15 protein-coding genes are annotated in these 12,481 nt (G+C 33.1%); 2 read left to right on the top strand and 13 right to left on the bottom strand.

Annotation, left to right across the window (positions count from 1 at the left end; all coding sequences use genetic code 11):
* Window positions 1-181: 181 nt before the first annotated feature.
* The 13 genes from C3729_RS03600 to C3729_RS03535 all read right to left on the bottom strand — a co-directional run bounded on the left by C3729_RS03600 (window position 182) and on the right by C3729_RS03535 (window position 9,430).
* The gene (locus C3729_RS03600; RefSeq protein ID WP_104792910.1) at window positions 182-1,063 is read right to left on the bottom strand and encodes a helix-turn-helix domain-containing protein; all 882 of its coding nucleotides are present in this window, start codon (window positions 1,061-1,063) and stop codon (window positions 182-184) included.
* A gap of 8 nt (window positions 1,064-1,071) precedes the next feature.
* Window positions 1,072-1,371 (bottom strand): thioredoxin family protein, encoded by a 300-nt coding sequence (locus C3729_RS03595; protein ID WP_069800441.1) that lies wholly within the window; start codon window positions 1,369-1,371, stop codon window positions 1,072-1,074.
* A gap of 253 nt (window positions 1,372-1,624) precedes the next feature.
* Window positions 1,625-1,936, bottom strand: a complete 312-nt coding sequence (locus tag C3729_RS03585; RefSeq protein ID WP_104792908.1) for a rhodanese-like domain-containing protein — start codon at window positions 1,934-1,936, stop codon at window positions 1,625-1,627.
* A 3-nt stretch (window positions 1,937-1,939) separates the two neighbouring features.
* A complete protein-coding gene (locus C3729_RS03580) occupies window positions 1,940-2,143 on the bottom strand; it encodes a DUF6132 family protein (protein ID WP_104792907.1) in 204 nt (67 codons plus the stop codon).
* A gap of 58 nt (window positions 2,144-2,201) precedes the next feature.
* Entirely contained in the window at window positions 2,202-2,405 is a 204-nt protein-coding gene (locus C3729_RS03575) for a DUF2892 domain-containing protein (protein WP_104792906.1), read from the bottom strand.
* Between the two features lie 22 nt (window positions 2,406-2,427).
* Window positions 2,428-3,009, bottom strand: coding sequence for a methyltransferase (locus C3729_RS03570; RefSeq protein ID WP_104792905.1), 582 nt, complete (start codon window positions 3,007-3,009; stop codon window positions 2,428-2,430).
* A gap of 2 nt (window positions 3,010-3,011) precedes the next feature.
* Window positions 3,012-3,308, bottom strand: a complete 297-nt coding sequence (locus tag C3729_RS03565; protein ID WP_104792904.1) for a cupin domain-containing protein — start codon at window positions 3,306-3,308, stop codon at window positions 3,012-3,014.
* Window positions 3,308-4,720: an MBL fold metallo-hydrolase gene (locus C3729_RS03560; RefSeq protein ID WP_104792903.1), complete on the bottom strand. Its 1,413-nt coding sequence runs from the start codon at window positions 4,718-4,720 to the stop codon at window positions 3,308-3,310. Before C3729_RS03560 ends, C3729_RS03565 begins: the two co-directional genes overlap by 1 nt.
* 155 nt (window positions 4,721-4,875) lie before the next feature.
* The gene (locus C3729_RS03555; protein WP_104792902.1) at window positions 4,876-5,661 is read right to left on the bottom strand and encodes a sulfite exporter TauE/SafE family protein; all 786 of its coding nucleotides are present in this window, start codon (window positions 5,659-5,661) and stop codon (window positions 4,876-4,878) included.
* Between the two features lie 62 nt (window positions 5,662-5,723).
* A complete protein-coding gene (locus C3729_RS03550) occupies window positions 5,724-6,341 on the bottom strand; it encodes a Crp/Fnr family transcriptional regulator (RefSeq protein WP_104792901.1) in 618 nt (205 codons plus the stop codon).
* Window positions 6,342-6,785 carry a hypothetical protein gene (locus C3729_RS03545; RefSeq protein ID WP_104793206.1) on the bottom strand — a complete coding sequence of 148 codons (444 nt, stop codon included), beginning with the start codon at window positions 6,783-6,785 and terminating at the stop codon, window positions 6,342-6,344.
* 182 nt (window positions 6,786-6,967) lie between these two features.
* Complete coding sequence (locus tag C3729_RS03540) at window positions 6,968-8,968, bottom strand: TonB-dependent receptor domain-containing protein (RefSeq protein WP_104792900.1); 2,001 nt, start codon at window positions 8,966-8,968, stop codon at window positions 6,968-6,970.
* A 93-nt stretch (window positions 8,969-9,061) separates the two neighbouring features.
* A complete protein-coding gene (locus tag C3729_RS03535; protein ID WP_104792899.1) occupies window positions 9,062-9,430 on the bottom strand; it encodes a hypothetical protein in 369 nt (122 codons plus the stop codon).
* A 134-nt stretch (window positions 9,431-9,564) separates the two neighbouring features.
* Here C3729_RS03535 and C3729_RS03530 point away from each other — a divergent pair, with 134 nt between their 5' ends.
* The gene (locus C3729_RS03530) at window positions 9,565-11,100 is read left to right on the top strand and encodes a helicase HerA-like domain-containing protein (RefSeq protein WP_104792898.1); all 1,536 of its coding nucleotides are present in this window, start codon (window positions 9,565-9,567) and stop codon (window positions 11,098-11,100) included.
* A gap of 70 nt (window positions 11,101-11,170) precedes the next feature.
* Window positions 11,171-12,391: a PolC-type DNA polymerase III gene (locus C3729_RS03525; protein ID WP_104792897.1), complete on the top strand. Its 1,221-nt coding sequence runs from the start codon at window positions 11,171-11,173 to the stop codon at window positions 12,389-12,391.
* Window positions 12,392-12,481: the final 90 nt, after the last annotated feature.

The following is a 12,481-nucleotide window of genomic DNA, read 5'->3' as shown; positions in this document are numbered from 1 at the left end:
AGAAAACGCTTTCTGGAAAGGCTTTATAAAGGAAAAACGCAACAAAATTTTATGATTTTAGTTGCGTTTTTATAAAAAATATGAAAAGTTTTGCGTTTGTTCTGTATGTAATTTTACAATACAAAGGTATGCTAAGAATTGCAATAAATTCTTGTAAAAAATATTCGGAAAATGGTAATTTTTATTTATTAAGATGTTGTCTGAATTCAGAAGGCGAAATCTTAGCATGGGTTTTGAAAAACTTGGTAAAATAAGAATTGTCTTCAAAACCTAATTGAAATGAAATCTGAGAAATGCTTAATTCTGAGTTGATGAGCAATCTTTTGGCTTCTAGAATAATCCTGTTTCTAATGATTTCTCCAGCCTTTTTGCCTGCAAAAGTTCTACATACGAAATTGAGGTAATTTGCAGTAATCGCGAGCTTGTCTGCATAAAATTTGGGATAATGTTCAGCGGTATAGTTTTCTTCTACCAGCTTTTGGAATTTATTGATTAAAATTCTTTGATTGGTAATATTTATGTTTTCGTCTGTGTTTTCTTCGTCGTTTAAAATGAAGTAAAACAATTCGAGAAGATAAATTCTGATTAAATCTTCGGATTTTCTTTTTTGTTGTTTGTATTCGAAATTAATTTTGTAAAAAATTTCTTTGAGTTCTTCAGCTTTGTCTTTTTTGATTTGATAAGAAGTGAAGTTTCCATTAATTCTGAAAAATGGCAATTTATCTATACAATGAGATTTTGCGAGAAATGAAGTGAAAAATTCTGCATTGAAATTAATCAAATAACCTTTGGTCACTTGTTTTTTGAAATTCAAATCATGCACTTGTCCCGCAGAAATAAAATAGATGATGGGAGAATCTATAGAATAGTCTTCGAAATCTATTTTATGAATTCCAGCGCCTTCTTCTACGTACAGAATCTGGTGAAAAGTGTGACGATGAGGTTTTTCTGGAATAAAACTTTTTTCTGTCAATAAATCTTGCAATTCATGAACTACGATTTCACTTTCTGAATTTTCAGTAGAAATTAAATCGCAAGCGCTATAAACAGGAAAATTACTCATGAATGAGATTATTTGTGTTGATTGATGAGATTCACTAAAGTATTTACATCATGTACGCCACTTTCTCTCCAAAGCATTTCACCTTTTTTGAAAAGAGCAAGGGTAGGAACGCCTCTCACGTTATATTGAGCAGCAATATCAGGATATTGGTCTACATCTATTTTTATAATTCTGGCATTATCTCCTACTTGTTCTTTTACAGTGACTAATACAGAAGATTGTACTCTGCACGGTTGACACCACACTGCAAAAAAGTCTATTAACACTGGTTTTTCAGAACTGATGATTTCTTGAAATTTTTGTGACATATCTCTTTGTTTTATAAAAAGTTAAAACAAATTTACTAAAAAAAGACAGAGAAACTACGGTAGGTTTTTATGATTTGTGACAGTACAATTTCCTGAAGCGCAACCAAATTTAAACACAGACATGGCAACAAAATACGACCCAAATGGTATGAGAATCCACATTTTATCCATTACAGATTGCGCTACAATCCATATTCCACCAATCAAATAGACGATTCTTCTCAAATTCCAATCACTAAATAAATTTCTCATTTTATGATAATTTGTTTTTAAGGCTCATCCAACCGCCGCCGTTATAAACTTCTGTAAATCCACTGTTTTGTAAAATGCTTTTTGCGGCAGCACTTCTTGCGCCACTTGCACAACACGTGATTACAGGTTTGTTTTTATTGATTTTTCCTAAATTTTGACTTAGCGATTGTAGCGGAAAGTTTTTAGCGCCTTTTACATGACCACCATTAAATTCTGCAGACGTTCTTACGTCTATAATTTGAGCTCCATTTTTCACCAATTCTGCGTAATCTACACTTTTACCGCCAAATAAGTTTTTTAAAAATCCTAACATGTTTTATTTATTTTCTTTTGTTTTTTCGAAAGTTGAAAGAATAAGATAACCCATCACCATACCATAAACCGAACTGTTAATAGGTTTAGAAGTAATGGCACAAGTTCCTGTATTGCACCCAATAAATTGGTAATAAGCGTAACCTAAAATTCCGCCTAATACGATTCCGATGAGTCCTAATTTGTATTTTTTAATAAAATTTTCCATAATTTTTGATGAATTTTGCCAAAGTTTGAAAAATTCAACTTTGGCAAAATTTTAATTTTTACTCTCTTTTGCAAGTGTTAATGCCAAATAAAGTATAAAGCGGACAAAAGCCGATGGCTCCAGTTAATAGAAAAACGAATGCAACTGCAGTTGCTGCGATTCCCCAAGTTCCTTCAATCACTTTAAGATAAACCAAAACTGCTAAAATTAATGCAACGAAAAGTCTGATGTACTTGTCTGTTGCTCCCATGTTTTTTTTCATATTTTTTGTTTTATGGTGAGTTTTATTTTTTAGTGAAGTTAATAAAAACTTCGGTGTTTTGTCTTGGTTTTATACTGTTGTAGCAGTTTTCTAATGTTTTAATCTTGAATTTTTCGCTGAAAAGAGATTTGTATTCTTCTATAATTCCGCCAAATGGTGGGAACGGATTCCCGAAATCTTTATTGAACATTACACCAATGATTTTGCCATTTTCGTTAAGTAAATCGTGCATTTTTTCTACATATTTTGCTCTTAGAATTGGAGCAAGTGCGCAGAAAAAAGTTTGTTCTACAATGATGTCATATTTTCCTTGATGTTCAAAAAAATCCTCGCAGATAACTTCTACTTCGTGATGAGAAAATTTCTGAGAAATCACTTCACAAGCTTTCTGAGCAATGTCTAGAAGCGTGATGTTTGTAAAACCTTCTTCTAAAAGCAGTTCTGCTTCGTGAGCATTTCCACAGCCTGGAATTAATATTTTTACCTCTTTATCTTCTACTTGCAAAAAATATTCTGCAATAGGTGAAGAGGCTTCGCCTATGTCCCAGCCTGTTTCGCCATTTTCCCAACGAGAATTCCAAAAATTTTGATCGAATTGATTCAATTTTATAACTCTTTTACAATTAAGAATACATTTTCTATATCTCTTCCTACCACTTCGTGTTCTACATTTACTGGGATTTCGTAAACATCTCCTTCTCTTAAAACTACGGTTTCTCCAGAGATATTAAAATCTACTTTCCCTCTTAGCAAAACTAAAGTTGCAGGAATGGTTGTGATATGCTTTGCTAACACTTGTTTTTCTGATAAGCCTACGGTAAAAAGGTTGACTTTATCCGTTTTTTTGATGCTTACTACAGAAGGTTTATCTCCTGTGAAGTCTGTTTTTTCGAAAATATTCATTACAATGCAGTTTTACTTTGACATACAAAATCTGTAGTAGGAACTTTTTCTGTTTTTTTAATTCCGTTAAAACCACCTTCTACTTCTGTGAAATTTCTATAACCTCTTGCTTGTAAAATACTTGCGGCAATCATGCTTCTATAGCCACCTGCACAATGCAAGAAGAAATGTTCATCTGGATTGATGTTTCCTACCCAATCATTGATGTACGCTAAAGGTTTGCTATATGCATCTTTTACGTGTTCTGCAGCATATTCTCCTTCTTTTCTTACGTCAATAACCTTGCTGTTTTCATTGAATTTTTCTGCAAATTCTTCTGGTGAAATTCTATGAATGGTATCAATTTCTTTTCCTGAATTTTTCCAACTTTCAAAGCCTCCTTTTAAGTATCCTAAAACATTATCAAATCCCACTCTAGAAAGTCTGGTAATGGTTTCTTCTTCGGTGCAATCATCACAAACCAAAAGAATAGGTTGTTGAACATCTACAATCATGCTTCCAACCCAAGGTGCAAAATCTCCTTTCAACCCGATATTAATCGATTGAGGAATAAATCCTTTATAAAATTCTGCAGCATTTCTGGTGTCTAAAATTAAAGCTCCAGTCTCTTCGGCAGCAGTTTCAAATTCATCTACTGAAAGCGCTGTTTTACCTTTTGCTAAAACTTCATCAAAACTGGTATAGCCTTTTTTGTTCATCGCTACATTCATACCGAAATATTTCGGTGGAGCGGTTAAACCATCTAAAACTGCAGCAATAAAACTTTCTTTAGAGGTTTGTTTTAGAGCGTAATTGGTTTGTTTTTGATTTCCTAAAGTGTCTACTGTTTCTTTTTGCATGTTTTTTCCACATGCAGAACCAGCACCGTGAGCTGGATAAACGGTAACATCATCTTCTAAAGGAAGAATTTTATTGTACAATGAATCATAAAGCAGTCCCGCTAATTCTTCTTGTGTAAGATTTGCTGCTTTTTGAGCTAAATCTGGTCTTCCTACATCTCCTAAAAATAAAGTATCACCAGAGAAAATAGCATGGTTTTTACCATTTTCGTCTATCAATAAATAGGTAGAACTTTCCATGGTGTGACCTGGAGTGTGAAGAACTTTGATTTTTATTTTTCCAATTTCAAAAATTTGGTTGTCTTCTGCTACGATGGCTTCAAATTCTGGCGCAGCAGTTGGTCCATAAATAATAGGAGCGCCTGTTTTTTTAGATAAATCTACATGACCAGATACAAAATCTGCATGAAAATGGGTCTCAAAAATGTATTTGAGTTTTACGTTATCTTTTGCCAATCGATCAAGATAAGGTTGTACCTCTCTTAATGGATCAATGATGGCTGCTTCTCCTTCAGAAACGATGTAATAAGCTCCTTGAGCTAAACAACCGGTATAAATTTGTTCTATTTTCATCTTACTATTTTTATATGTTACTACACTACGAAGTTACAACAAAAAATCTATGACTTTTTTTTCTTCGCAATTTGTAGTACAAAAATGGGGTAAATTTTAATAGATTTCTGTAACAAAAATCACATAGTTCGATAGAGAATCACTATTAAAGAGATTTAGTGAAAAAAGATTTCTTTGATGATGATATAAATTCCCATCATCAAAACAAACCAACCGAAAATAGGTTTCAGTTTTTTACCATCTATTTTTTTTGCCAACTGAATTCCAATCAGCATTCCAATGACAGCAATTGAAGTGAAAATCAAAAGAAATTGCCAATTGATTTCTGTTTTTTGAGAGCTTAAAAAACCTAAAAGAGAATTCATAGAAATAATCATCATAGAAGTTCCGACGGCTTTTTTCATTTCTAAATTCAGCAGCATAACCAATGCAGGAACAATGAGAAAACCACCACCTGCTCCAATCATCCCAGTAATCATTCCTACAGCAATTCCTTGGGTAACCAACATTGGATATTGCGGATTTTGATTCGTAGTTTCTATTTTTTGGTTTCCTACAATCATTTTAATGGAAGAAATGAGCATTAAAGCAGCAAAAAGAACTAAAATGAATAGATTTTTTTCAATAGGAAATGTTCCTATGCTAAAAAGAGGATCAGGAAGATGGGGTAAAATGATTTTGCGAACAAAAATCACAGACAATACAGAAGGAATCCCAAATAATAAAGCGGTTTTGAAATCTACATTTCCTTGTTTGGCGTTTCCTGCAACGCCAACTGCACTCGCAACTCCCACTACAAAAAGGGAAAGAGTAGTTGCAGTTAAAGCATTCATATCAAACAGATAGACAAAAATGGGAACGCCTAAAATACTTCCACCACCGCCAATTATTCCCATAATTAACCCGATGATAAGTGCGAAAAAGTATCCTAAGATTTCCATTAATCAAATTTTTGCAAAGTTCTGTTTTGTAAAAATAAAAAAATGCAACTTAAGTTGCATTTTTATGATAAAAGTTCAATTTTATTTCTTCCTAATTTTAGTTTGCCGTCTTCTTCCAGCGATTTTAGTAGCCTAGAAACCACTACTCTGGCTGTTCCTAATTCATTGGCCAATTGTTCGTGTGTGGTGTGGATAATTTTAGAATCGGTAAGTTCTGATTTTTTTTGAAGCAAAGAGAGCAATCTATCATCTACTTTTTTGAAAGTTACTTCATTTACCATTTCTAGCAATTCCTCAAAACGTTTATGGTATAATTTGAAAATATAATCCAACCATTCTGGATGCGTTTTAATGAGTTGCGCTACTTTTTCCGTAGGTAAGAATAATATTTCTGCATCTTCTTCTACTTCGGCTTTTACTTTAGAGGTTTCTCCATGTAAACCACCAAGGAAAGACATTACGCAACTTTCGCCAGCTTTTATATAATAAAGTAGAATTTCTCTACCGTCTTCTTCGGTTCGCATTACTTTTATGCTTCCTTTGGTAACGATAGGAATAGAGCGAATTCTTGCGTTTTCGTCTAAAATAACATCGCCAGCTTCGTAATTTTTTATAATGCTGTATTCGTATAACTGTTTTAGAAGTTCTGGTGTTGCGCTAAATTCTGTAGTTTTTGACATTTAAAAAATATTTTTAATTTCAAAGTTATTATTGCCCATTTCTATGGTTTCGCCTGATGTTTTGCCTTTTACGTTTTGGTAAATAGGAGCATCTTCTGAGAATGAAATCACATCCTTATCTCCCAATTTAAATGCTGGAACAGAAACCCCTATGAATAAATAATTCTTATCGGTCTCTAATAAAGCACCAGCTTCTGCAATTTCCTTAGTTTCTGATTTAGAATCTTCTAAAAATTTCAGATTTTGTTTGGCTTCGTTCAGCATTTTTTCAAAACGAAGTTGCATATCTTTGGCTTCAGTTTGTCTGGCATAATCTTCTGGGTCTAACGTGTTATCTTCGTCAATATCAGATTCATGCTTGTAACGTTCCACCGAAGCTTTTAGGTTGTCAATAACTTTTTGATACTCATCTATAATGCTAGATAAAATAAATGCTTTATCCATGATTTTTTTATTTTTGATGATTAACAAATTTAAGCAAAAATATTGACATTCCTATGTGTAAAAAGAGATGAGGTTTGTCAATCTTCTAAAAGTAAAGCCTAGGAAAATTCGCTAGGCTCTCTTAGGCTAAAAAATAAAACTTTTGTGCCTAAAATGTTTTAGACACAAAAGATAAAAAAGTATTAAAAATTATAGCTAAAACCAATATTAAAGCTTCTACCAACCGCTAAAATTCTTTGTTTTTTATTGGTAGAAAGTGTTCTGTTTAAATGTTCTGCGTAAGCACGGTCAAAAATGTTTAAAACATCAAAACTTAAAGTAGCATTTTTGAAAACATTGTATTTTGAGGTGAAATCAAACACAGAAAATTCTGGAGTAGTAAATTCACCAAAAGTAGGATTTATTCTGCTTTGTTTTGCAGAATATCTGTAATGAAGTCCCAAACTTACTGGCGAAAAATCTGCTAACACATTCCAGCGGAAATCTAGCGGAGCGATTTCTGGCAAAGGATTATTGGTGTTCATGTCTTCAGCATAGGTATAAGCTGCTGCCAATTCTGTGCGGAATTTTGGTAAAAATTGCCAATTAAATCTGGTTTCCACTCCTGTTTTGAAGGCTTTTTCTATATTTTGGATTTGTCTGGTTCCTGGTGCCGTCATAGAATATGGTTTGATGGGAACAATCACTCCAGAAATATAATTTTCTAAATAAGAATAGAAAACATCTGCTTGAAAGAAAATATTATCTTTTTTATGGGTGAAAATAAGGTCGATTTGATTGTTGGTTTCAGGTTTTAAATCAGGATTTCCTACTAATTCGTAAGCATCGATTCCTACGGCAAATCTATTGATATATCTTTCGGTTAAACTTCCACTGCGTTGTGCTCTTCCTAGCCAAATTCCTAACTGATTATGGTTGTACAAGTTTTTATTATATCCTAAACTTAAGCTGTGGTTCAAGTTTTCTGCTTTTCCATCTCCGTAAAGTGTTTTGAATAGGTTAGAAAGTGCTTTCGCATCGCCTTTATTGAAATCTAAACGAAGAGAAGCTACTAATTTTGAATTTTTAAAATTGATTTGATATTCATTAAACCAACCGATTTGGTCAGTAGAAGAATCTTGCCAAGAAGTTCCGTCTCTCATTGGCATCATTGCAGGCATAATCATTCTGATATTTTCCGCGCCTTCATGTTTATAATCTAAGCCAGTGTAGAAAGTGTTTTTTCCAAAAGCGAATTTAGATTCTAATCGGGCTCCATAAGTGGTAGATTGTACGTCAGAAACCATTTTTCTATCAGGAGTTCCCATAGAATGGTCTACGAAAGAGTAGTAAGAATTAAAATCTAAGTGTTTTAAATATTTTTGGTTGAATTCTGCCAAATGTTTTAACTGAAACATCCATGTTTTGTCATAGATTAAATCCATGTTTAGCGCAGCAAATTCTACATCTCTTCCTTGGTTGGTATTGATTTGTAATGTGGTTACATTTTGGTCATTCCATTTGAAATTTCCTTTGGTTCCCATGTTGTATCTTAGAAAAGCAGAACGCACTTCGTCACCGTTTCCGTCTTTGTAACGGTCTCCTTTTTGATAAGAACCGAATAAATCCCAAACAATTTTTTTGTGTGAAAGTTGAGAAAACAATTCATTTCTAAAAACGTTTCCGTTGCTTTCGTAGCCAGAAGAAATTCTACCACCTAATTTTAAATTTTCTGTAAATTCAGGAGCAAGGGTTACGAAATTAATGGTTCCTCCAAAAGAATTTCCGTATCGGAAATGATAAGGACCTTTGTAAATTTCAGCTTCTTGAACCATGTTCATATTCACTTGAGAAACTGCAGGATCCATTCTACTTGGGCAAGCATTTACGGCATGAGCTGCTCCGTCAATAACAATATTCAACTGCTCATATTTGAAACCTCTCAAAACTGGATCAGTAGCATAATTTCCAGCTTTTTTAATTCCGTTAATTTCTGGAATAGAATTCAGGAATTTTCCTGCATCGTGATTCAGTAAATCAGATTGTTTGGTTTCTAAGTTTTGTTTGTTTTGAGATTTTGGTAAAACTTTGGTAATTTTTACTACTTCTATATTTCGGTAAGTGCTGTCTTGTTCTTGTTGAGCGAATAAAGAATGTGTTGTTGCAAAAAATATTGCAGCAATGCTATAAAGTTTAATATTCATTGTTTTTAAAATTTAGATTAAATAATCATGTGTCACTGCACTTCATCAAATTATGATAAAGAGAAATGTTCTGAGCGAAAAAAGTGGTTAGGTTTAAGCTAAATTTTTCGGAGGATCCGGTAGAATGTGAGTATAACCATCTAAAGTGAAAATATGGTTATATGAAAACTTTTTAGATTTGAGTTCCAAAGAAAAAGGATTTCTGATTTCAGTTTCTAAGGGTTTTGAAGGGAGAATGTTCAGTTCGAAAGCATATTTAATTTGTGAAGCTGGATTTTGAGATTGCTCCGTTGCTTTTTTAACCTGACATTTACCGTTACAGTCTAATTCTGGTTTTTGTTTGTTAATACAATACGTTTCGTAGAATTCTGTATTGATTTGATAATCTACATAGAAAAGTGAGTTCTGGAAACTTGCCAGAAATATGATAGAAGATAATATGAAAGAAATAGCACTTTTCATTGCATTACAAAAATAGGACAAATTTGTCTTATTATGCAAATGATTTTAATCAGGGCAAAAATACATTTTAAAAAATAATTTCGCAGAAGTATTTCTAAATTTTTTAAATTTAAAGGTTGAAAAAAAAGAAAATAATGGCAGAAAAATCAAAATTTATAGAAGAACTTAACTCTAGATATCAACCAAAAGGAGAATATATCGTTCTAGGAAAGGGAATGTTAGACGGAGAAGTAATTACTGAAGTAGATGTTACCGTTCCTTTGAAAACGGTCAATAGACATGGTCTGATTGCAGGAGCTACAGGTACAGGAAAGACCAAAACACTACAAGTTTTTGTAGAACAACTTTCGCATAAAGGTATTCCAACTTTGGTGATGGATATCAAAGGTGACCTTTCTGGAATTGCTGTAGAAGGCGAACAAAATGATAAAATCAACGAAAGATATGCAAAAACGCAATTGCCATATCAGCCGCAATCTTTTCCAGTAGAACTCATGACCATTTCTGCAGAAAAAGGTTTGAAACTGAGAGCTACTGTTACAGAATTTGGTCCAGTTTTACTTTCTAAAATTTTGGGATTAAATGAAACTCAAGCAAGTATTATGTCCATCGTTTTCAAATATGCAGATGACAAAGCATTGCCGCTCATTGATTTAGATGATTTGAAAAAAGTTTTGCAATATGTAACTGACAATGAAGAAGGTAAAAAAGAATTAGCAGATAATTATGGTTCTATTTCTCCAGCTTCTTTAGGTGCAATTCTTCGTTCGATTGTAGCGATGGAGCAACAAGGAGCAACGAGTTTTTTCGGTGAACCAAGTTTTGATGTAGAAGATTTACTGCAAACGAGAGGCGGAAAAGGTGTGGTAAACGTTTTGAGAGTTGCAGATATTCAGAATCAACCGCAATTATTTTCTACGTTTATGCTTTCGCTTTTTGCAGAAATTTACATGACTTTTCCAGAAGAAGGAGACAGCGGAAAACCAAAATTAGTTCTTTTCATAGACGAAGCGCATTTGATTTTCAATGAAGCGAGTAAAGCTTTGCTTTCGCAGATAGAAACGATGGTGAAACTCATCCGTTCAAAAGGAGTAGGAATTTATTTTATCACTCAAATTCCAGGAGATGTTCCAGAAAATGTACTTTCTCAATTAGGGCTTAAAATTCAGCACGCTTTGCGTGGTTTCACGGCAAAAGACAGAAAAGAAATTGATAAAGCAGTAGAGAATTATCCGATTACCGAATATTATGACGCAGCCAATTTAATTCAGAATTTAGGAATTGGTGAAGCTTTCGTCACAGCGCTTGATGAGAAAGGAATTCCAACTCCATTGGTTCATACTTATTTGATTTCGCCAGAATCTAGAATGGATGTTTTAACTTCTGAAGAGATAGATGATTTGGTTAATTCTTCTGATTTGGTTAAAAAATATAAAAATGAAGTAGACAAAGAATCTGCCTATGAAATTTTAGCCAAACGCATGGAACAGGCTGCGGAAGTAGAAAAAGAAGTAGCACAAGAAAAATCTACGGCTAGACAACCTAAAGAAGAGCCGGGAATGTTTGAGCAAGTGATGAAGTCTAGAGCTGGAAGAACATTCACTACCACTTTAGCCAGAGAAGGCGCCAAATTTGTCCTCGGAATGTTTGGTTTGAAGATGAGAAGGTAAAAAAATCTTATAATTTTATAAATCCCACCAATTTATAAACCGTAAATTTGTGGGATATTTATTTTTCGTTTTGTATACCATAATAGACATAGAAGGAAACGGAGCGCCTTATAGAAAAGAAAGCATTATAGAAATTGCGATTTTCAGATATGATGGCCACGTTATCACAGACCAATTTATTTCACTTGTTAATCCAGAAAGTGAAATATCTCCCTTTGTACAAAAACTGACAGGAATTACCCAAAAAATGGTGAAAACTGCTCCGAAATTTCATGAAATCGCGAAAAGAATCATAGAAATTACAGAAGGAACTATTTTAGTGGGACACAATATAGATTTTGATTACAGAATGCTTCGTCAAAGTTTTAAAAGGTTAGGTTTTGATTTTAAAATCAATACTTTAGATACAATTCCTTTGGCAAAAAAACTGATTCCTCATGAAAAAAGTTATTCTCTGGGGAAATTATGTAAATCTATCGGAATTCCTTTGGTTGATGAACACAGAGCTTCTGGTGATGCAAGAGCTACTTTGGAACTTTTTAAATTGTTAAAAACCAAAGACAACAGCCACGAAATTATTCAGCAGCACCACGAAGAAAGCAACGCAAAATCTTATATCAATAAAATAAAAGAACTTACGCAGGATTTACCTTCGGAGAAAGGGTTTGTGTATTTTCAAAATGCTTCTGGAGCCATTCTTTTTGAAGATTATGTAGATGATATTTTTAGAGTTTCTAAAAAATTATTCAATTCTAAATCTGTTAAATGGCAAAATATTCAGGAAGAAGTAGCGCAAATTAATTACGAACTTACGGGAACAGATACGATTGCGAGATTGATTTTGCTGAATCAGAATAAATCGAAGAAGCAGTTTTTGCCTTATGGTTTATTCTACATTGATGGAAAATTTAAGGTTGAAAAAAATTCTGTTCACACAGAAAAACCTTTGTTGAAATTCAAAAATTTTTCTCAAGGCAGCAAAGTGAAGCATTATATCACCGAAAATGAATCGCTTAGCGATTATAAAACACTGAAAGAGCTCATTACGCTGAAAGGTAGAAATGAACTATGGATTGGAAAAGGCAGAAATCTCGGCGAGAAATCATTTCTCATCATAGAAGAAGGAAAATTGATTTCATTTGGGTATTATGAATTGTTCCATCAGATTCAATCTAGGAGGAAATTAAATAAATTGCAGATTGAAGTGAAGAAAGTTTCGCCAGAAATCATCAACGATTTAAAACTATCTTTACTGAAAAACGAGTATAAAATAGAAAAATTACCTAAATAAATCTAAAAATAATACTCAAAATAGATAATTTTTACTAAATAAAATTATTGTTTGGTTTTAAAATCTAAAATTTATATTTTTGCAGTAAAA

This window comes from Cloacibacterium normanense (assembly GCF_002943105.1).
Classification (GTDB): Bacteria; Bacteroidota; Bacteroidia; order Flavobacteriales; family Weeksellaceae; genus Cloacibacterium.
This window is presented reverse-complemented; position numbering and strand designations above follow the sequence as displayed.

Coding starts and splice junctions, on each gene's coding strand:
- C3729_RS03560 (WP_104792903.1), bottom strand. CDS start 4,720: ATGAAAATAGAACAAATTTATACCGGTTGTTTAGCTCAAGGAGCTTAT.
- C3729_RS03530 (WP_104792898.1), top strand. CDS start 9,565: ATGGCAGAAAAATCAAAATTTATAGAAGAACTTAACTCTAGATATCAA.
- C3729_RS03555 (WP_104792902.1), bottom strand. CDS start 5,661: ATGGAAATCTTAGGATACTTTTTCGCACTTATCATCGGGTTAATTATG.
- C3729_RS03540 (WP_104792900.1), bottom strand. CDS start 8,968: ATGAATATTAAACTTTATAGCATTGCTGCAATATTTTTTGCAACAACA.
- C3729_RS03595 (WP_069800441.1), bottom strand. CDS start 1,371: ATGTCACAAAAATTTCAAGAAATCATCAGTTCTGAAAAACCAGTGTTA.
- C3729_RS03575 (WP_104792906.1), bottom strand. CDS start 2,405: ATGAAAAAAAACATGGGAGCAACAGACAAGTACATCAGACTTTTCGTT.
- C3729_RS03550 (WP_104792901.1), bottom strand. CDS start 6,341: ATGTCAAAAACTACAGAATTTAGCGCAACACCAGAACTTCTAAAACAG.
- C3729_RS03600 (WP_104792910.1), bottom strand. CDS start 1,063: ATGAGTAATTTTCCTGTTTATAGCGCTTGCGATTTAATTTCTACTGAA.
- C3729_RS03585 (WP_104792908.1), bottom strand. CDS start 1,936: ATGTTAGGATTTTTAAAAAACTTATTTGGCGGTAAAAGTGTAGATTAC.
- C3729_RS03545 (WP_104793206.1), bottom strand. CDS start 6,785: ATGGATAAAGCATTTATTTTATCTAGCATTATAGATGAGTATCAAAAA.
- C3729_RS03580 (WP_104792907.1), bottom strand. CDS start 2,143: ATGGAAAATTTTATTAAAAAATACAAATTAGGACTCATCGGAATCGTA.
- C3729_RS03565 (WP_104792904.1), bottom strand. CDS start 3,308: ATGAATATTTTCGAAAAAACAGACTTCACAGGAGATAAACCTTCTGTA.
- C3729_RS03535 (WP_104792899.1), bottom strand. CDS start 9,430: ATGAAAAGTGCTATTTCTTTCATATTATCTTCTATCATATTTCTGGCA.